Origin of the sequence: Streptomyces wuyuanensis (assembly GCF_900103455.1) — a bacterium.
GTDB classification, from domain to species: Bacteria; Actinomycetota; Actinomycetes; order Streptomycetales; family Streptomycetaceae; genus Streptomyces; species Streptomyces wuyuanensis.
This window is the reverse complement of record NZ_FNHI01000004.1, coordinates 383,883-403,266: the sequence shown is the minus strand read 5'-3', so window position 1 is coordinate 403,266 and position 19,384 is coordinate 383,883. Positions and strand designations below refer to the sequence as shown.

18 protein-coding genes, 1 pseudogene and 1 riboswitch are annotated in these 19,384 nt (G+C 71.3%); of the genes and pseudogenes, 14 read left to right on the top strand and 5 right to left on the bottom strand.

Annotation, left to right across the window (positions count from 1 at the left end; translation table 11 throughout):
• The 3 genes from BLT82_RS09025 to BLT82_RS09015 all read left to right on the top strand — a co-directional run.
• The coding region (locus BLT82_RS09025) for a cytochrome c oxidase subunit I (RefSeq protein ID WP_208867786.1) at positions 1 to 678 on the top strand (678 nt) is incomplete at its 5' end.
• Positions 675 to 1,073 (top strand): cytochrome c oxidase subunit 4, encoded by a 399-nt coding sequence (locus BLT82_RS09020; protein WP_093653335.1) that lies wholly within the window; start codon positions 675 to 677, stop codon positions 1,071 to 1,073. The genes BLT82_RS09025 and BLT82_RS09020, both read left to right, overlap by 4 nt.
• 120 nt (positions 1,074 to 1,193) lie before the next feature.
• Entirely contained in the window at positions 1,194 to 2,447 is a 1,254-nt protein-coding gene (locus tag BLT82_RS09015; protein ID WP_093653367.1) for a L,D-transpeptidase, read from the top strand.
• Positions 2,448 to 2,471: 24 nt separating this feature from the next.
• On the opposite strand, the gene BLT82_RS09010 is transcribed toward BLT82_RS09015, so the two are convergent.
• Entirely contained in the window at positions 2,472 to 2,870 is a 399-nt protein-coding gene (locus BLT82_RS09010) for a DNA-binding transcriptional response regulator (RefSeq protein WP_093653334.1), read from the bottom strand.
• 189 nt (positions 2,871 to 3,059) lie between these two features.
• Between BLT82_RS09010 and ctaE the strand changes: the two genes are divergently transcribed.
• The 6 genes from ctaE to BLT82_RS08980 all read left to right on the top strand — a co-directional run bounded on the left by ctaE (position 3,060) and on the right by BLT82_RS08980 (position 10,307).
• Entirely contained in the window at positions 3,060 to 3,680 is a 621-nt protein-coding gene (ctaE, locus tag BLT82_RS09005; RefSeq protein ID WP_093653333.1) for an aa3-type cytochrome oxidase subunit III, read from the top strand.
• A gap of 66 nt (positions 3,681 to 3,746) precedes the next feature.
• Positions 3,747 to 4,556, top strand: coding sequence for a cytochrome bc1 complex diheme cytochrome c subunit (gene qcrC / locus BLT82_RS09000; protein ID WP_093653332.1), 810 nt, complete (start codon positions 3,747 to 3,749; stop codon positions 4,554 to 4,556).
• Positions 4,553 to 5,602: a cytochrome bc1 complex Rieske iron-sulfur subunit gene (gene qcrA / locus BLT82_RS08995; protein WP_093653331.1), complete on the top strand. Its 1,050-nt coding sequence runs from the start codon at positions 4,553 to 4,555 to the stop codon at positions 5,600 to 5,602. The genes qcrC and qcrA overlap by 4 nt, the downstream gene beginning before the upstream one ends.
• On the top strand, positions 5,599 to 7,221 hold the full coding sequence (gene qcrB, locus BLT82_RS08990) for a cytochrome bc1 complex cytochrome b subunit (RefSeq protein ID WP_093653330.1): 1,623 nt from the start codon (positions 5,599 to 5,601) through the stop codon (positions 7,219 to 7,221). The genes qcrA and qcrB overlap by 4 nt, the downstream gene beginning before the upstream one ends.
• Positions 7,222 to 7,364: 143 nt before the next feature.
• Positions 7,365 to 8,429 (top strand): anthranilate phosphoribosyltransferase, encoded by a 1,065-nt coding sequence (gene trpD / locus BLT82_RS08985; protein WP_093653329.1) that lies wholly within the window; start codon positions 7,365 to 7,367, stop codon positions 8,427 to 8,429.
• 74 nt (positions 8,430 to 8,503) lie between these two features.
• A riboswitch (SAM riboswitch) is annotated at positions 8,504 to 8,621 on the top strand.
• A gap of 225 nt (positions 8,622 to 8,846) precedes the next feature.
• Positions 8,847 to 10,307, top strand: coding sequence for an aminotransferase class V-fold PLP-dependent enzyme (locus BLT82_RS08980; protein WP_093653328.1), 1,461 nt, complete (start codon positions 8,847 to 8,849; stop codon positions 10,305 to 10,307).
• On the opposite strand, the pseudogene BLT82_RS08975 reads toward BLT82_RS08980, so the two are convergent.
• The 3 genes and pseudogenes from BLT82_RS08975 to BLT82_RS08965 form a co-directional block, all read right to left on the bottom strand.
• A pseudogene (locus tag BLT82_RS08975) lies at positions 10,268 to 10,958 on the bottom strand (glycerate kinase); the annotation flags it as partial. The gene BLT82_RS08980 and the pseudogene BLT82_RS08975 overlap by 40 nt on opposite strands.
• Before the next feature lie 264 nt (positions 10,959 to 11,222).
• Positions 11,223 to 11,504 (bottom strand): Lrp/AsnC family transcriptional regulator, encoded by a 282-nt coding sequence (locus BLT82_RS08970; RefSeq protein ID WP_017949877.1) that lies wholly within the window; start codon positions 11,502 to 11,504, stop codon positions 11,223 to 11,225.
• The gene (locus BLT82_RS08965) at positions 11,501 to 12,226 is read right to left on the bottom strand and encodes a rhomboid family intramembrane serine protease (RefSeq protein WP_093653327.1); all 726 of its coding nucleotides are present in this window, start codon (positions 12,224 to 12,226) and stop codon (positions 11,501 to 11,503) included. The genes BLT82_RS08970 and BLT82_RS08965 overlap by 4 nt, the downstream gene beginning before the upstream one ends.
• A gap of 114 nt (positions 12,227 to 12,340) precedes the next feature.
• Here BLT82_RS08965 and BLT82_RS08960 point away from each other — a divergent pair, with 114 nt between their 5' ends.
• From BLT82_RS08960 to BLT82_RS08940, 5 genes are all read left to right on the top strand, one after another.
• A complete protein-coding gene (locus BLT82_RS08960) occupies positions 12,341 to 12,583 on the top strand; it encodes a hypothetical protein (protein ID WP_093653326.1) in 243 nt (80 codons plus the stop codon).
• 43 nt (positions 12,584 to 12,626) lie between these two features.
• Positions 12,627 to 13,985 (top strand): NYN domain-containing protein, encoded by a 1,359-nt coding sequence (locus BLT82_RS08955; RefSeq protein ID WP_093653325.1) that lies wholly within the window; start codon positions 12,627 to 12,629, stop codon positions 13,983 to 13,985.
• Between the two features lie 319 nt (positions 13,986 to 14,304).
• Positions 14,305 to 15,333 (top strand): C40 family peptidase, encoded by a 1,029-nt coding sequence (locus BLT82_RS08950; RefSeq protein ID WP_093653324.1) that lies wholly within the window; start codon positions 14,305 to 14,307, stop codon positions 15,331 to 15,333.
• A gap of 198 nt (positions 15,334 to 15,531) precedes the next feature.
• Entirely contained in the window at positions 15,532 to 16,557 is a 1,026-nt protein-coding gene (locus BLT82_RS08945) for a C40 family peptidase (protein ID WP_093653323.1), read from the top strand.
• 147 nt (positions 16,558 to 16,704) lie between these two features.
• Positions 16,705 to 17,964 (top strand): gluzincin family metallopeptidase, encoded by a 1,260-nt coding sequence (locus BLT82_RS08940; RefSeq protein WP_093653322.1) that lies wholly within the window; start codon positions 16,705 to 16,707, stop codon positions 17,962 to 17,964.
• A gap of 130 nt (positions 17,965 to 18,094) precedes the next feature.
• Here the strand turns inward: BLT82_RS08940 and BLT82_RS08935 are convergent, their stop codons facing one another.
• A complete protein-coding gene (locus BLT82_RS08935) occupies positions 18,095 to 19,378 on the bottom strand; it encodes a glycosyltransferase 87 family protein (RefSeq protein ID WP_093653366.1) in 1,284 nt (427 codons plus the stop codon).
• Positions 19,379 to 19,384: the final 6 nt, after the last annotated feature.

Sequence of the window (19,384 nt, the reverse complement as noted above, 5' to 3'; positions counted from 1 at the left end):
ATGTGGAAGGGCTCGCTGTCCTTCGAGACCCCGATGCTCTGGACGATCGGCTTCCTGATCACCTTCACCTTCGGTGGTCTGACCGGTGTCATCCTGGCCTCGCCCCCGATGGACTTCCACGTCTCCGACTCGTACTTCGTCGTCGCGCACTTCCACTACGTCGTGTTCGGCACCGTGGTCTTCGCGATGTTCGCCGGATTCCACTTCTGGTGGCCGAAGTTCACCGGCAAGATGCTGGACGAGCGCCTCGGCAAGATCACGTTCTGGACGCTGTTCATCGGCTTCCACGGCACGTTCCTGGTCCAGCACTGGCTGGGCGCCGAGGGCATGCCGCGGCGCTACGCCGACTACCTGGCCGTCGACGGCTTCACCGTGCTGAACACCATCTCGACGATCAGCTCGTTCCTGCTCGGCCTGTCGATCCTTCCGTTCGTCTACAACGTCTGGAAGACGGCCAAGTACGGCAAGAAGATCGAGGTCGACGACCCGTGGGGCTACGGCCGTTCGCTCGAATGGGCGACGTCCTGCCCGCCGCCGCGGCACAACTTCCTCACCCTGCCGCGGATCCGCTCCGAATCCCCGGCCTTCGATCTGCACCACCCGGAGATCGCGGCTCTCGACCAGCTCGACCACGCCGGTCACGGTGCCATCACCGCTGACAAGGAGGCCGGCAAGTGAAGATCCAAGGCAGGATGTTCATCTGGCTGAGCGTCTTCATCCTCGCCATGGCCATCCTCTATGGCGTGTGGTCGAAGGAGCCGGCCGGTACGACCGCGCTCTTCCTGGCCTTCGGCCTGAGCATCATGATCGGCTACTACCTGGCCTTCACGGCCCGGCGAGTGGACGCCATGGCGCAGGACGACAAGGAGGCCGACGTCGCGGACGAGGCCGGTGAGGTCGGCTTCTTCTCGCCGCACAGCTGGCAGCCGCTCTCGCTCGCCTTCGGCGGCGCGCTGGCCTTCCTGGCCGTCGCGATGGGCTGGTGGATCATGTACTTCTCGGCCCCGTTGATCCTGGTCGGCATCTTCGGATGGGTGTTCGAGTACTACCGCGGAGAGAACCAGAACCAGTAGCGGCCGCACCGCTCCGGACCACGCAGGGGCCCGGACACTGACCCGAACGGGTGGTGTCCGGGCCCCTCGTTTGCAGTCATCCGGCGCGCCGCTGCGGGAGGTTCTCCATAGCGTGTGCTCATGAACGACACGCCGCGCAAGCGCACCGTAGCGAGCTGCACCGTGCTCGCCCTGGCCCTCGGGGCGGGGACGACCGCGTGCAGCGGCCAGGACAGCCATCCGTTGTCGGCGAGGCCGTACGACGCGGCGCGTCAGGTCGCCTTCAACGCTCCTCCCTCGGGCACCAAGGCAGACCCGGACAAGCCTCTGGTGGTGTCCGCCAAGGGCAAGGACGGCCGGATCACGGACGTCACCGCCGTCGACACCGCCGGCCGGTATCTGGCGGGTGAACTCTCCGCGAACGGCGCGAGATGGCGCTCCACGGGCCCTCTCGCGGCCGGAACGCGCTACACGGTCAGAGTCTCCACGGAGAACGGCGACGGCGCTCCAGGCGTCCGTACCCTCACTTTCGAGACCGCCTCCCCGAAGCGGCTCCTGGGCGTCGAACTGGGCCCGAAGACGGGCACGTACGGGGTCGGCCAGCCCATCACCGCCGAGCTCAGCCTTCCCGTGGCCGCCAAGGCCGACCGGGCGGCGGTCGAACGGTCCCTCCGAGTCACCTCGTCCCCCGAGGTGGAGGGCGCCTGGCACTGGGTGGACGACAAGAAGCTGCACTACCGCCCGAAGGAGTACTGGCCCGCAGGCGCCTCCGTCGAGGTGCGCAGCAATCTGGAGGGCGTGAAGGTCGGCGACCGGCTGTACGGCGGCCCCACGAAGCCCCTGAAGCTGAGCATCGGCGACCGCGTGGAGGCCGTCACCGACGCTTCCACGCACCAGATGACGGTCAAGCGCAACGGGGAAGTGATCAACACCATCCCGGTGACCACCGGCAAGCCGGGCTTCTCCACGCGCAACGGCGTCAAGGTGGTGCTCGGCAAGGAGTACTTCGTCCGCATGCGCGGTACCAGCATCGGCATCCCGGTCGGCAGTGCCGAGTCCTACGACCTGCCCGTCTACTACGCGACGCGGGTCACCTGGAGCGGCGAGTACGTCCACGCCGCGCCCTGGTCCGTCGGCTCCCAGGGGTACGCGAACGTCAGCCACGGCTGCACCGGCATGTCCACCGGCAACGCGGCCTGGTTCTTCAAGACCGTCCGTGAGGGTGACATCGTCAAGGTCGTCAACAGCCTGGGTGCCCCGATGGACCCGTTCGGGAACGGCTTCGGCGACTGGAACCTCGAATGGGACGAATGGCGCGGCGGGAGCGCGCTGCTGGAGGGGACCCGGGACGGCGGCGCCGCGGCCGACGACGCACGGTTGCGGCCCCGGGTCTGAGGCGTCGGGACGGGCCCCGCGGCGTCAGGCCGCGGCCCGTCCCCCGCGCAGCAGCCCGGCCAGGGCGTCGGCGAACTCCACCGGGTCGACCGGGAGCGTCACCGCGGCGTCCGCGCGGCTCCAGGTGGCCAGCCAGGCGTCCTGCGGGCGCCCCATGAGCACCAGCACCGGCGGGCAGCGGAAGATCTCGTCCTTGATCTGCCGGCACACGCCCATGCCTCCGGCGGGCACGGCCTCGCCGTCGAGTACGCACACGTCGATCCCGCCCTTGTCCAGCTGCTTGAGGACCGCGGGCAGAGTCGCGCACTCGATGAACTCGACCGCGGGAACGTCGGCGGCCGGGCGGCGGCCCGTGGCGAGCCGCACTTGTTCGCGGGTGCCGGCGTTGTCGCTGTACACCAGCACCGTGGCGGTCGACTGCATTGTTCCTCCGGGTTCGTCGGGGAGAACGGGGCTGCACCGATGCGCCGGATGCTACTCCTCACAGGGCTCGCTCAGCACCGGTCGTACCGCCTCGATGACTGCTTTTGATGGGCCGTTCGGGCTGGACACGACTCACTGACACACCGAACGGCACCCCCCGGAGTGAGGGCTGGATAAGCGACCGACATAATGTCGGTCGTGGCGACAGCAACGACAGTAGAAACCGGGCACGCGCACCCGTCGGTCAATCGGCCGAACCTCACCAGCGTCGGAACCATCATCTGGCTGAGTTCCGAGCTGATGTTCTTCGCGGCCCTCTTCGCGATGTACTTCACCCTGCGATCGGTGACGGGTGCCGAGTACTGGGCAGAACGGGCTTCGACCCTGAACTTCCCCTTCTCGGCGACCAACACCACGATCCTGGTGCTCTCCTCCCTCACCTGCCAGCTCGGCGTCTTCGCCGCCGAGCGCGGTGACGTGAAGAAGCTCCGCACCTGGTTCGTGATCACGTTCGTGATGGGTGCGATCTTCATCGGCGGCCAGGTGTTCGAGTACACCGAGCTGGTCAAGCACGAGGGCCTCTCGCTCTCGTCGGACCCGTACGGCTCGGTCTTCTACCTGACCACCGGCTTCCACGGCCTGCACGTGACGGGCGGTCTCATCGCCTTCCTGCTCGTTCTCGGCAGGACGTACGCGGCCCGGAGGTTCACCCACGAGCAGGCAACCGCCGCCATCGTCGTGTCCTACTACTGGCACTTCGTCGATGTCGTCTGGATCGGCCTCTTCGCCACGATCTACATGATCAAGTAGCCGGGCTCCGTACCCGCACACCTTCCAGAAGCATCGACGCAGAAGATCCTGACACCGGGGTAATCCGTGAAAAAGCTCTCCGCACGACGACGCCATCCGCTGGCGGCGGTCGTCGTACTACTCCTCGCGCTGGCGGCCACTGGGGGGCTGTACGCCGCGTTCGCGCCCGCGGACAAGGCGCAGGCCGATGAAACCGCCCAGTCCCTCGCCATCGAGGAGGGCAAGAAGCTCTACACCGTCGGCTGCGCCAGCTGCCACGGAACCGGCGGTCAGGGCACCTCCGACGGGCCGTCCCTGATCGGCGTGGGTTCTGCCGCCGTGGACTTCCAGGTCGGCACCGGCCGCATGCCCGCCCAGCAGCCGGGCGCCCAGGTGCCGAAGAAGAAGAACATCTACTCGCAGGCCGAGATCGACCAGCTCGCTGCGTACATCTCCTCCCTGGGCCCGGGTCCGGTCACGCCGACCGAGAAGCAGTACAACCCCGAGGGTGCCGACATCGCCCGCGGCGGTGACCTGTTCCGCACCAACTGCGCCCAGTGCCACAACTTCACGGGTGAGGGCGGTGCGCTGACGCACGGCAAGTACGCCCCGAACCTCGAGGGCGTGAGCCCGAAGCACATCTACGAGGCCATGCAGACCGGCCCGCAGAACATGCCGTCCTTCCCCGACACGACGATGCCGGAGCAGGAGAAGCGCGACATCATCGCGTACATCCAGACGGTGAACAGCGGCGAGGCGGAGACCCCGGGCGGACTGAGCCTCGGCGGGCTCGGCCCCGTCAGCGAGGGACTGTTCGCCTGGGTGTTCGGTCTGGGTGCGCTGATCGCCACCGCCATCTGGGTCGCGGCCCACACCGCTAAGGCCAAGAAGTCATGAGTAGCCAAGACATTCCCGAAGAGACCCTGCCGTCCGAGCAGGACCACGCGCACGGCGCCGTGGCGACGAAGGACCCCTTCGCCGACCCGGGCCTCCCGGCCCACCGGCCGCGGATCCAGGACATCGACGAGCGGGCCGCCAAGCGGTCCGAGCGCACGGTCGCCCTGCTGTTCACCGTGTCGATGCTGTCGACGATCGCGTTCATCGCGTCGTACGTGATCTTCCCGGTCGACAAGATCGTCTACATCTGGCCGTTCGGTCACGTCAGCGCTCTGAACTTCGCGCTGGGCACGACCCTCGGTCTGGCCCTGTTCTGCATCGGCGCGGGCGCGGTCCACTGGGCCCGCACCCTGATGTCCGACCAGGAGCTGGTGGACGAGCGTCACCCGATCGAGGCCCCGCCGGAGGTCAAGGCCAAGGTTCTGGCCGACTTCGCCGCGGGTGCGGAGGAGTCCGGCTTCGGCCGGCGCAAGCTGATCCGCAACACCCTCTTCGGCGCGCTGGCCATGGTGCCGCTGTCCGGTGTGGTGCTGCTGCGCGACCTCGGTCCGCTGCCGGAGGACAAGCTCCGTCACACGCTGTGGGCCAAGGGCAAGCAGCTCATCAACATGAACACGCACGAGCCGCTGCGTCCCGAGGACGTGGCCGTGGGTTCGCTGACCTTCGCCATGCCCGAAGGTCTGACCGAGCACGACCACAGCTTCCAGACCGAGATCGCCAAGGCCGCCCTGATGATCGTCCGGATCCAGCCGGAGGACATCAAGGACAAGCGCGAGCTCGAGTGGTCCCACGAGGGCATCGTGGCGTTCTCGAAGATCTGCACCCACGTGGGCTGCCCGATCTCCCTGTACGAGCAGCAGACGCACCACGTGCTCTGCCCGTGCCACCAGTCCACCTTCGACCTCTCCGACGGCGCCCGCGTCATTTTCGGCCCGGCCGGTCACGCCCTTCCGCAGCTGCGGATCGGTGTGAATGACGAAGGCTTCCTCGAAGCGCTCGGCGACTTCGACGAGCCCGTCGGTCCTGCCTTCTGGGAGCGCGGATGAGCACTGCAACTGACAAGAGGAAGGCTCCGGCCGGCGAGCGCGTCGCCGACTGGGCCGACGGCCGGCTGGGGATCTACTCCCTCGCCAAGGCCAACATGCGCAAGATCTTCCCGGACCACTGGTCCTTCATGCTGGGTGAGGTCGCGCTCTACAGCTTCATCATCATCATCCTCACGGGTGTGTACCTGACGCTGTTCTTCCACCCGTCGATGAACGAGGTGGAGTACCACGGCTCGTACGTCCCGATGCAGGGCGTGCTGATGTCGGAGGCGTACGCCTCGACCCTGGACATCAGCTTCGACGTCCGCGGTGGTCTGCTGATCCGGCAGATCCACCACTGGGCGGCGCTGATCTTCCTCGCGGCCATGATGGTCCACATGATGCGCGTCTTCTTCACGGGCGCGTTCCGCAAGCCGCGTGAGATCAACTGGCTGTTCGGCTTCCTGCTGTTCGTCCTGGGCATGTTCACCGGTTTCACCGGCTACTCGCTCCCGGACGACCTGCTCTCCGGCACCGGTGTCCGCTTCATGCAGGGCGCGATCCTGTCCGTCCCGGTCGTCGGCACGTACCTGTCGATGTTCCTCTTCGGCGGGGAGTTCCCCGGCGGCGACATCGTGGCCCGGTTCTACTCGATCCACATCCTGCTGCTGCCGGGCATCATGCTCGGCCTGCTGGTGGCGCACCTGATCCTGGTCTTCTACCACAAGCACACGCAGTTCGCGGGTCCCGGCCGGACGAACAACAACGTGGTCGGCATGCCGCTGCTGCCGATCTACATGGCCAAGGCCGGCGGCTTCTTCTTCCTGGTCTTCGGCGTCATCTCGGTCATCTCGGCGATCGCCTCGATCAACCCGATCTGGGCGCTCGGCCCCTACCGGCCGGACCAGGTGTCCACGGGCGCCCAGCCCGACTGGTACATGGGCTTCTCCGAGGGTCTGATCCGTGTGATGCCCGGCTGGGAGATCAACCTGTGGGGTCACACCCTGGTCCTGGGCGTCTTCATCCCGCTGGTGATCTTCCCGCTGGTGCTGGCGACCATCGCGGTCTACCCGTTCATCGAGTCCTGGGTCACCGGGGACAAGCGCGAGCACCACATCCTGGACCGCCCGCGCAACGCCCCGACCCGTACGGCCTTCGGTGTGGCCTGGCTGACCTGGTACTTCGTCCTGCTGATCGGTGGTGGAAACGACCTCTGGGCGACCCACTTCCACCTGTCGATCAACTCGATCACCTGGTTCGTCCGGATCTTCTTCTTCGCCGGACCGGTCCTGGCCTTCATCATCACCAAGCGGATCTGCATGGGTCTGCAGCGGCGCGACAAGGACAAGGTGCTGCACGGACGCGAGTCCGGCATCATCAAGCGCCTGCCGCACGGTGAGTTCGTCGAGGTCCACGAGCCGTTGACGCAGGAGGCCCTGCACACGCTCACCGCCCACCAGCAGTACACGCCGCGCGAGATCGGCCCGACGGTCGACGAGAACGGCGTGGAGCGGAAGGTCTCCCGCACCGAGCGGCTGCGGGCGCGACTGAGCAAGGCGTACTACGGCAAGGACAACCAGGTCGCGAAGCCGACCGTCGAGGAGTACAAGGAGATCACGAGCGGCCACGGCCACCACTGATCCCCTTCGCCGGCCGCAGCGATCGCCACGGCTGCGGCACCACCCGGCGAGAGAGCCCCGTCCATCCGATGGACGGGGCTCTTCCGCGTCCCGGGGATCGATAGGGTGGAGGCATTCCCATCCGGACGGACCCAGGAGCGACCATGAGCGCTGTGACCCCCGCAGGAGGATCCACCGCGGCGGGCCTTTCCTGGCCCGAGGTGCTGGACTCCCTCCTGTACGGACGTGACCAGAGCGCGGAGGCGACCGCCTGGGCCATGGACCGGATCCTGCGGGGCGAGGCGACCGACGCGCAGATCGCGGGCTTCGCCGTGGCCCTGCGGGCCAAGGGCGAGACCGTCGAGGAGATCTCCGGGCTCGTGCGGACGATGTACGAGCACGCCCGGACGATCGAGGTGCCCGGGCACACCGTCGACATCGTGGGGACCGGCGGCGACGGCGCCAAGACCGTCAACATCTCCACCATGTCCGCGATCGTCGTGGCCGGCACCGGCGCGAAGGTGGTCAAGCACGGCAACCGGGCCGCGTCGAGCGCGAGCGGTGCCTCGGACGTGCTGGAGAAGCTCGGCGTCAATCTCGAACTGACGCCGGAGCGGGTCGCGGCGGTCGCCGAGGAGGCGGGGATCACCTTCTGCTTCGCGGTGAGGTTCCACCCCGCGCTGCGGCACGTGGCGGCGGCCCGCAAGGAGCTCGGCATCCGCACGACGTTCAATTTCCTGGGTCCGCTGACCAACCCCGCCCGGGTCAGGGCCCAGGCGACGGGCGTGGCGGACGCCCGGATGGCCCCGATCATGGCCGGTGTGCTGGCCGCGCGCGGCTCCAGCGCGCTGGTCTTCCGCGGCGACGACGGCCTGGACGAGCTCACCACGACCGCGACCTCGCGGGTGTGGGTGGTCCGGGACGGCGCCGTGCGCGAGGAGACCTTCGACCCCCGGGACGTGGGCATCGAGCTGGTCCCGGTGGAGGCGCTGCGCGGCGCGGACGCCTCGTACAACGCGGATGTCGCCCGCCGGCTGCTCGCCGGGGAGACCGGGCCCGTGCGGGACGCCGTGCTGCTGAACTCGGCCGCCGCGCTGGCCGCGGTGGGGGAGGGCGAGGGAGACCTCGTGGAGCAGCTCAGGGCCGGTATGGCCCGGGCCGCGGAGTCCATCGACTCGGGCGCGGCGAAGCGGGCGCTGGACCGCTGGGTGGCCGCGAGCAACGCATGATGTGACGCGGGGCGCAGTCCGGATGGCGGACTGCGCCTTGCGCGCGGTCGGACGTGTGGCAGGATGCTGCCCAAGGTCATGAGTGACAGCGACTACGGCCCCGGCCCGCTGTCCGGCAACCCTCCGTCCGTGGCGGGGTGCCCCGGGTGAAGACCAGGCCGTGGGCAGCGAGGTCCGCGGCAAGCGCGGACCCCGCGGACATCGGTGAATGTCGCAGCCCTGGGGTCCTGGTCCTCGAGGAGCTGTCTCGTGAGCAAGCGAATGCGTTAGGGCCCGTCGGCCCCTTTCCTCCTCCGTACGTGCCTCTTGTGCCGTGCGTCGAGGCAACACCCGTATGCGGAGCGGCCGTTGTGTGCCGTCGTGCCGCGGTGCGGGTCCTTCACGCCAATTCGCCCCCACCTGCCGGGAGATATCGCCATGTCCGTGCGCCCGCACACCGCCGACACCGCCGGCCCCGCCGCCACCGTCGACAACGACCCCTGCTGTGACGCCCCGCTGCCGGTGCTCGGCCGGGACGTCACCGTCCCGCTCGTCACCGGCGGTGAAGTCACCTACGCCGCACTCGACTACGCCGCCAGCGCCCCCGTCCTGCAACGCGTATGGGACGACGTCGCCGCGTACGCCCCGTACTACGGAAGCGTCCACCGGGGCGCCGGGTACCTGTCGCAGCTGTCCACCGACCTGTTCGAGAACAGCCGGCTCACGGTCCACGAGTTCCTCGACTGCCGCGAGGGCGACCAGGTCGTGTTCACCCGGTCGACGACCGACTCGCTGAACCTGCTGGCCCGCGCGCTCCCCGAGGGCTGCGAGGTCTTCGTCTTCGAGACCGAGCACCACGCCTCCCTGCTGCCGTGGACGAACGCGCGGGTGACGTACCTGAACGCCCCGCGCACCCCGGGCGAGGCGGTCCGGACGCTGGAGTCGGCGCTTGCCGGCCGCGACCCCCACGGCCCCGCCCTGGTCTGTGTGACCGGTGCGTCCAACGTGACCGGTGAACTGTGGCCGGTACGCGAACTGGCCGCCGCGGCGCACGCCCACGGGGCGCGCATCGTCCTGGACGCCGCCCAGCTCGCCCCGCACCACCGTGTCTCCGTGCGGGACCTGGACGTCGACTGGGTCGCCTTCTCCGGCCACAAGCTGTACGCGCCGTTCGGCTCCGGTGTGCTCGCCGGGCGGGCGGACTGGCTGCAGGGCGCCGAGCCGTACCTCGCGGGCGGCGGTGCCTCGCGGAGGGTCGCGCGCCGGACCGACGGCGGCGTGGACGTCGAGTGGCACACCACCGCGGCCCGCCACGAGGCCGGTTCGCCGAACGTGATCGGCGCCTACGCGATCGCCTCCGCCTGCAGGGCGCTCACGGAGGCCGGGTTCGACGCCCTCGTCGAGCGTGAGCGACACCTCGTCGCGAAGGTCCTCGCGGGTCTCGCCGAGGTGCCCGAGGTCCGGGTGCTGTCGTTGTTCGGCGACGACTCCCCCTCGCGTTCCGCCGGGGAGACCCCCACCCGGGTCGGCGTGATCTCCTTCGTCGTGGAGGGCTGGAACAGCTCGCACTTCGCCGCCGCCCTGTCCGCCGAGTACGGCATCGGCGTGCGCGACGGACTGTTCTGCGCCCACCCGCTGGTCCGCACGCTGCTGGGAAGCGAACCGCAGGAGGTGGGCGAGTGCGGTGCCCCGGATGCCGAGCCGGGCGAGCGGAGCGGCGTGGGAGGCTCCCCGGCCGACGGCCCGGCGAGGTCGCTGAACGCGATCCGGGTCAGCTTCGGGGCCGGCACGCCGGACGAGCACGTGGAGCGGTTCGTCACGGCGGTGAGGGAGCTGGTTCGCGACGGTGCGCGGTGGAACTACCGCACCGAGGACGGGCGTTGCGTTCCCGCCGTGTGAGCGGCTCGGGCTGACGGCGCCGGCCGGGGCGCGGGCGGGCTGCGCGGCCCGAGGGGCTCCGTCGGAGCCGGCGGCCACGGCGGTCCGGGCCGCCGGCGCCCTCCCGTTCGGGGGCCGTTCGGCGCCGCAGCGGCCGGCGGAGCGAGCCGCGCTCGCAGCAGGATCATCCGCATCGCGCGCTCGGCCGCGTCGGCGAGGAATTCGCCGGCGCGGCCGAGCGCCTCGTCCGCACGGGGGGCGGGCACGATCGTGGCGTACGCATCGACTCCGGCCCCCCGGACCTCGTGTGCGCCGTGCCCCAGCGTGCCGGCGAGCGCCGGCACCGGGCGCCCGGCCCGCTTGGCGCGACGTGCCGCCTCGGCCGGGATCTTGCCGTGCGGGGTCTGGCCGTCTAGGTCGCCCTCGTCGGTGACGACGAGATCGGCCGTGGCGAGGCGGGCGTCCAGGTCCGGATGGTCCAGCAGCACGTCGAACCGGGGCGGCAGCCGCGCCCCGACGGCGGCGAGTTCGGCGCCAGTCCGCCCGAGGCCCCGGTGCCGGGGACAGCCGGAGGTCGGGCGCATCGGCCGCCCCGGCACATCGCGGGTCAGTGGCCGCCGCCCACCGCTCCGGCACCGCCGACGGCTCCTCCACCCGGACCGGGCCGGTGCCGGCGGGGGCTTCGTGTCGGGGGACTCGCGTCCGGGCGCGGCGGCCCGCCCGTGGCGGCCCGGCCAGCCCCGAGGCAGCGGGGCTCATCCGCGGGCGGGGCGGCCGTGCGCAGGGGGCGGGCCGGTGCCCTCGAGTACCGCCCGTCGCGCCGACGCCGTCCGCCCCGGCTCCGCCCGTCCGCGGGGACGAGGCATACGGACGAGTGCGCCGGCCGGTGCCGGCCCCTTCGTCCGCCCGTCCGCCGGACTCCGGTCGTACCCGGTGCTACGCGTCGAGCCCGATCGCGAACGCGGCCTCCAGGTCGTGCTGGGAGTACGTGCGGAACGCGACATGGGTGTCGGTCGCTTCGACGCCGGGGATCTTGCTGATCCGGCCCGGGATCACATCGGCCAGGTCGTCGTGCTTCGCGACCCGCACCATCGCGATCAGGTCGTACGTGCCGGTGACCGAGAAGACCTCGCTGACGCTGTCCAGGGAGGCGATCGACTCGGCGATCTCGGGGATGCGGTCCACGCTGGTCTTGATGAGCACGATCGCAGTGATCACGGCTGTCTTTCTCCCTCGGTGGCCGCTGCTTGGGCCTTCACTCTAGCGGCCTGCCGGTAGCGGCCCCATGCGTAGAGGAACCCGATGCCGAACCCCACCAGATGCGCCAGATACGCCACCCCGGGGCCCGAGCCCGAGCTCTGCGCCTCCGCCAGCCACTGCAGCACGAACCAGAAGACCAGCACGATCCAGGCGGGGAAGCGCAGCGGCAGGAAGAAGAGGAAGGGGTAGAGGCTTGTCACCCGGGTCCTCGGGAAGAGGCAGAGAAAGGCGCCCAGCACACCCGAGATGGCTCCGGACGCCCCGACGAGCGTGTGGTCCGACTCGGCGTTGGCCGCCGCGTACGCGAGGAGCGCCAGATAGCCGCAGCCCAGGTAGAAGAGCGCGAACTCCACGTGCCCCATGCGCTCCTCGACCATGGCGCCGAAGACGTGGAGGAAGAGCACGTTGCCGAGCAGGTGCAGCCAGCTGCCGTGCACGAAGAGCGCGGTCAACGGGGTGAGCAGGGCCCTCGGGGAACCCTGAAGCAGCTCGCTCGGGATCACGCCCCAGCGTTCGAAGTAGAGGGTCTGGGCGGTGAGCAGGGTGTCCCCGGTGCCGTACGACGGGTTGAGCCCGGAGACCGGGCCGAAGAGGAACAGGAGGCAGCACAGGCCGATCGCTCCGTAGGTCACCACCGGGCCGGTCGCCACGCCCCGTACCGCCGTCCACCGATCGATCATGTCCAGAGCATGGCGTACCGGGACCGAAGCGGGCAGACCGCCTCGCCGTGTCACGGCGGACCCGTGAGGTCGTAGGGTTACGGGCAGTACGCACGAGGAGACGAGGACGGCTCGATGACGACGGTACCCATGCCGACGGCCACCACCCGGTGGCGCTGCACCCTGTGCGGCAACCTCACCCGCTTCGACGTGACCCGGTCGTCCAAGGTCGTCGAGTACGTCCATCTGGATCTCGCGGGGGAGCCCAAGGTGGAGGAGCGTGAGGTGGTGAGTGAGACCATCGAGTCGGTCCGCTGCCGCTGGTGCAACGCCGTGGACCAGATCGAACTGGTGGACAGGCCGGGCAGCGGTTCCTGACGGAGCCGCGCGGACCCGTGGGAAGACAGTGGGGTGACGGATCGTGGAGCAGCCCGAGAGCGGCACCGGGCCGGCCGGTGCCGGCGACGCCGCCGAGGCGCTCGACCGCCCGCTGCCGGAAGCTGTGCGGCGACGGGTCGTCGCACTGGTCTCGGACGCCTTCGGCGGGCTGACCGTCACCGAACTCCCCGCCCAGTTGCGGCAGTACGCCCGGTTCACCCCGACCCGGCGGGCGAAGTACGCGGGCAACGCCATGGCCGCGGCCCTGGAGGGCGACCCCGTCTTCCGGCAGCGCATCGGTGAACGACTCCGCGATTCCCAGCCCGAGCTCGCCGCCGCCCTGGAGTCCGGGACGCCGCCCGCGGCCGCCGACCCCGTGGACGTGGCGGCGGCCGCCTACGTGCTGCGGCCGGCCGGCTGGGTCAAGCTGGTGGCCGCCGCCGGCGAGGAGGCCCAGCGCGTCGACGCCGAGCGTGCGGACGAGGAGAGCCGGCGCGAGCTGGAACGGCTCCGCGAGGAACTGGACCGGCTGAAGGCGCAGCACAGGGCCGAAACCGAGCGGCTGCGCACCGAGCTGGACTCGGTCCGCAAGGAGTCGGACGCGCTGCACCGCAAGCTGCGCAGCGCCCAGAGCGACGTCAAGCGCGCGGAGGCGGCCGTGCGCCGCGGCAACGCCGAGAACGAGGGCGCCAGGGCCGAGGCGCACGCCCAGGTGTCCGCCGCCGAGAGCGAGGCGCGCCGGCTCAAGGCCAGGCTCGCCGAGGCGGAGGCCGCGGTCGAGGCCGGCCGCAAGGCCGCCCGCGAGGGCCGGTCCATCGAGGACATGCGGGTGCGGCTGCTGCTGGACACCGTGCTGGACGCGGCCTCCGGGCTGCGCCGTGAACTGGCCCTGCCGCCCGCCTCCCTGCACCCGGCCGACACCGTCGAGGCGGTGGAACCCGGCCGGATGACCCCCAAGGACATCGCGGCGCGCGCGCTGTCCGAGACCGACCCGGCGATGCTGGACCAGCTGCTCGCGCTGCCCCAGGTGCATCTGCTCGTGGACGGCTACAACGTCACGAAGACCGGCTATCCGACGATGCCGCTGGAGAAGCAGCGGCTGCGGCTGCTCGGCGGCCTCGCGATGCTGGCCGCGCAGACGGGCGCCGAGATCACCTGTGTCTTCGACGGGGCCGAGCTCGCCGCGCCGGTGCTGCTGGCGCCCCCGCGCGGGGTGCGGGTCCTCTTCTCCAAGCCCGGCGTGACCGCGGACGAGCTGATCCGTCAGCTGGTCCGGGCCGAGCCCCCGGGCCGGCCCGTCGTCGTGGTGTCGACGGACCGCGAAGTCGCCGACGGGGTGGCGAAGGCCGGGGCGAGGCCGGTCGCGTCCGCGATGTTGCTGAAGCGGCTTTCGCGCGTCTAGTGCGACTGGTAACTCCTGTACTTAATGCCCGATTTCGCGGAACGTACCGTCAAGTCGCCGCTACTGCCCGTGTGGTGTGTGTAAAGAATGCGCTTCGTGGGCCAGATTTTTCTCATGAGGATTTGAACTGATCACAGGAAGGTCACTAGGGTCAGGCCTCGAACCTTCGCGCGGTTGATCATCCATCCGGGATGACAGCGAAGGAACCGCCGATTTCGCGCAGTTCACCCCTTTTTCGCGGGGAGTCGAGTGTGCGCGGAGCCCGGGATCCAGCCCCCACGGCCCGGCAGGCGGCTCGAGGAAGAAGGAGCTCGCCTTCGTGGCGTCCCACCGTCGTCCCAAGCAGCCGAGCCGCACCCGTGTGACCGTGCTCACCGCGACCGCCGCGGCGGCCGTCGCCCTCACCTCGCAGGCCGCCCAGGCAGCTCCGGCCAAGCCGAGCAAGGACGAGGTCAAGGCCAAGGTCGACGCCCTCTACCACGAGGCGGAGAAGGCGACCGAGGACCACAGCCTGGCCAAGGAGCAGCAGACCAAGCTCCAGAAGGAGATCGACGCGATCCAGGACCGCGTCGCCCGTGGCCAGGACGAGCTCAACACCATGCGGGACAAGCTCGGTTCGGTGGCCAGCGCCCAGTACCGCTCCGGTGGCATAGACCCGTCCGTCCAGCTCTTCCTCTCCGGCGACCCGGACACGTACCTGGACAAGGCGTCCGCGATGGACCAGCTCGGGGCCAAGCAGGCCACCGCGCTCGAGGACATCCAGTCGAAGCAGCGCGACCTCGCCCAGCAGCGCGCCGAGGCCACCCGCAAGCTCGGCGACCTCCAGGACGTCCGCAAGACGCTGGGCGAGAAGAAGGCCAAGATCCAGGGCAAGCTCTCCGAGGCCCAGAAGCTCCTCAACACCCTGACCGCCGCCGAGCGGGCGAAGATGGCGGAGGAGGAGGAGCGCGCCAGCCGCGCCGCCGGTGAGCGCGTGGACCTCGGCAACGAGGTGCCGGCCTCCCAGCGCGGTGCCGCCGCCCTGAACGCCGCCGCCACCCAGCTGGGCAAGCCGTACGTCTCCGGCGCCGAGGGCCCCAACTCCTACGACTGCTCCGGGCTGACCCAGTGGGCGTACCGCCAGGCCGGCGTGGGTCTCAGCCGGACCACCTACACCCAGCAGAACGACGGCGTGAAGATCGGCCGCAGCCAGCTCAAGCCGGGCGACCTGGTCTTCTTCAACGGCCTTTCGCACGTGGGCCTGTACGCGGGCAACAACCAGATCCTCCACGCCCCGAAGCCCGGTACGGTCGTGCGCTACGAGTCCATGGACTACATGGGCACCTTCCAGTTCGGCGTCCGGATCTGACGCTCCTCCAACTGGCGCCCAATCGGGCGAATTACGGTATGCGCCGCTGACGGTGCGCCCCGCCGGTGACCTGTGGTCTCCCGCGGGGCGTCACTGTATGTGCCCGATGCCGCTTTTGGCCGACCTCTTCCCCCGCCGTTACTGTCTGCCGCGCAGCAGCCGCTCAGGCTGCGTCCAGCGGAAGGGAGTACGGCTCCTGTGGCGTCCCATCGCCGACCCTCAGCGTCCGGTTTCGACCGAGGCGCCCGGGTCACCCTCCTTTCGGCCGCGGCGGCGACCGCCGCGGCCGCGCTCGGTACCGCACCGGCCGGAGCCGACCCCGCCGGCGGTCCCGCCGCCACCCGCGCCCAGGTCGACCGGCTCTACGAGCAGGCCGAGAAGGCGACGGAGCAGTACAACGAGGCGGGGGAGCACGCCGGCGAACTGCGCGCGCAGGTGGCCCGGGCCCAGGACAGGGCGGCCCGCGGGCAGGAGGACATCAACCGGATGCGCGACACGCTCGGTTCCGTGGCCGGGGCCCAGTACCGCTCCGGCGGGGTGGACCCGGCGCTCGCCCTGCTGCTCTCGGGCGATCCCGACACGTACCTCGACCGGGCGGCGGTGCTGGACCGGCTCGGCGACCGGGAGGCGACCGTCCTGAGCGACCTCCGGCGGGCCCAGCGGCGGCTCGGCCAGGAGCGTTCCGAGGCCGCCCGCAAACTGTCCGAACTGGAGCGCACCAGGAGCGCCCTGGCCCGCCACAAGCGGACCGTCGAGGCGAAGCTCGCCACGGCCGAGCGGCTGCTGGCCTCCCTGCCGGCGTCGGATCGGGCGGCGTACGGCCGGGCGTCGCGCTCCGGCCGCATCCCCGACCTGTCGGGCGGGGCGGGGCCCTCGTCCGCGCGTGCGGCCGCGGCCGTGGCCGCCGCCCAGAGCGCCGTCGGGAGGCCGTACGTCTGGGGTGCCAACGGGCCGAGCGGCTTCGACTGTTCCGGCCTCACCCAGTGGTCCTACGCCCAGGCCGGCGTCGGACTGCCCCGCACCTCCCAGGCGCAGCGGTACGCCGGGCAGCAGGTGCCGCTGTCCCAGGCGCGGCCCGGCGACCTGGTCACGTACCGCTCCGACGCCAGTCACGTGGCCATGTACGTCGGCAACGGCCAGGTCGTCCACGCGCCCTACCCCGGGGCGGCGGTGCGCTACGACCCGGTGGGGATGATGCCGATCGCCTCGGTGACCCGGCCCTGAGCGGGGCGGGGGCCGGCCGGGTCCCACCAGCGGTCGGCCGGGTCCCACCGGGAGCGACGCTTTCCGGGCCCGCTCCCTGCCGGGCCGCGGTCCCTCACGGTCCGGGCCCGGACCGGCCCGGCCGACGGTTCGCCTACCATCGGCAGGGTGGCTGGTCAGGGGCGTTTCGGACGGACGGCGGGGCGGCGGCGCGGGGCGGCGCTCGTTCTGACCGCGCTCGTCCTGGCCGGGTCCCTGCTGACGGGCGGCTGCGCCGACGGGCCGCGCCGGGACACCACGGCCCAGGAGGTCCAGCGCACGCTCGACGCCCGTGCCGCCGCGGTGCTCCGCCACGACGAGGCGGGCTATCTGGCGGCACTCGACCCCTCGGCCCGGCAACTGGCGGCGGTGGGGCGCGCGGAGTTCGCGAACCTCGCGGAAGTGCCGCTGGGCTCCTGGGAGTACCGGGTCACCCACGCAAGGAGCTCCGGCGGCCGGGCCACCGCCGACGCCGAGCTGCGTTACCGGCTCGACGGGTACGACACCTCGCCCGTGACCGCCGAGCGCCGTCTGGAGCTGGCCGAGCGGGACGGCCGCTGGTACATCACCGCCGACCGCCCGGGCCACGGCGGCGGACAGCAGCTCTGGCAGCAGGGCGACGTCGAGGTGGTGCGCGGTACGCGCAGCCTGGTGCTCGGGGTCGGCCAGCCGTCGGCGCGGCTCGAGCAGATGGCGGCGGAAGCCGACCGGGCCGTCCCCGCGGTCTCGGCCGCCTGGGCCGGGGCCTGGGCGGGGCGGGTGGTGGTCATGGTGCCGGCGTCGCTGGAGGCCATGGGACGTCTGCTCGGTGCCCCCGCCGCGGAGTACCGGGGCATCGCGGCGGTCACCACGGGCAGGGCGGGCCCGCCGGGGAAGGGCGACGGCCCGCTGCCCGCGGACCGGGTGACCGTCAACCCGGAGGCGTACGGACTGCTCGGCGACCTCGGGCGGCGCGTCGTCCTCACCCATGAGACCGCGCACGTGGCGACCCGTGCGCACACGTCCGCGTCCACCCCGCTCTGGCTCTCCGAGGGCTTCGCCGACTGGGCCGCCTATCGCGGCACCGGCGGAGATCTCCGCCAGGCGGCCCCGGAACTGCGCCGAGCGGTCCTCGGCGGAGACGTCCCCGCCGCGCTCCCCACGGACGCCGACTTCCGCTTCGGCGGTGACGCCCGGGTGCTGGGCCGCGCCTACGAGGGCGGCCGGCTGGCCTGTGAGCTGATCGCCGACCGCTGGGGCGAGGACCGGCTGCGCGCGTTCTACCGGGCGGTCGGTGCTTCCGAGGCGCGCGACGGGGCGGTCGAGTCGGCGCTCGACGAGGTGCTGGGCACGAGTCCGGAACGCTTCACGGCGGACTGGCGGGAGTACATGGGCGAGCGGTTGGGGTGAGGCGTGCGGCGCCGCCGCGTGGGCGAGCGGGGCGCAGGGGTGCCGCCGTGGCGTGCGGAGCCGGACGCGGATCCCGCCGGCGTACGGACCCGGGCCGGGGTTCCGGCCGCGGGGCCGTGCCCGTACCGCGTCAGGAACCGACGGCGGCCGTGTCGCGGCCGGAACGGGCCGGCAGCGCTCGCCGGCGCCTCCGGCCCCGCGCCGGAACCGTGCTCGCCCAGAGGCGGCGGCACGCCAGCAGCGCGGCCGCGACGAGGAGGCCGTTGCGGGCCGCGAGGACCGCGATCCCCTGGGGGTCGCTGGAGACCACCTTGTCGAACCAGACGGGGAACTCCAGGAAGGTGAGCCCGGTGGCGACCAGCACCAGTAGCGCGGGCAGGGCCATCCGGCTCGACCGGAAGGCGAGACAGACCGCGGCCAGCCCGAGCAGCCAGATCATGTACTGGGGGCTGATCACGCGGCTCGTCGTCGTGAAGAGCAGCACGGCCGTGAAGGCCGCGTCCGCCGGGGTGGCCGCCGAGAAGTCCGACGCCCGCAGCCGCCACACCGCCAGCCAGCCGAACGCGGCCGCGGTGAGACCGAGCGCCATCGCGCTGACCAGGGGGACGTAGGGGCCGAGGAACTCCACCGAGCCGTAGTTCAGCAGCACCTGCCCCTCCCAGCCGAAGTGCCGTGCGACGTGGAAGACGAGCGCGCCCAGTGACTCGACCTCGGTGCCCCGGTCCCGCTGGAAGCCGAGGAACGCCAGCGCCCCGGGCATCGACGCGGTGAGGACCAGCAGCAGGGCCCCTGCCGTGACCGCCGCCGCGGCCCAGGCGCGCCTCTGCCGCAGCCCGGCCAGCAGCAGCACCGGCCACACCTTGAGCATCGCGCCGAACCCGGCCAGCGCACCGGCGACCGCGGGCCGGCGGGCGGCGGCGAACAGGGCCGCCACCGCGACCGCGGTCACCATCAGGTCGTAGCGGGCGTACGCGGTCGGACCGAGCAGCGGCACCCCCGCGATCCAGAACCACATCCCCTTCGTCGATCTGCCGGGCCGCCGCCCCGCGTACAGCAGCAGACCCAGGACCAGCGCGTCGCAGACCAGCGCCAGCACGAAGAAGGCGCGGACGTAGTCCAGGAACGGCAGCATGCCGGGGGAGAGGATCGCCAGGGCGGCCGCGGGCGGGTACTGCCAGGTGACGTCGTCCAGCGGGTACGTGCCGGTCCTCAGCACCTCGTACCAGCCCCGGTAGATCACGGCGACGTCGCTGGTCACATCGGGGCCGCGGACGGGGAGGGCCTTCAGGACCCAGAGCAGCAGCAGCGACCTGGTGAGGGCGAAGGCGGCGACGGCCGCGGCGAGAGAGCCCCCGGACGCGGAGGGACCGGCCGCGGTTCTCCCCGCTGCGGCGGAACGCCCTGTGCCTTTCATGATCAC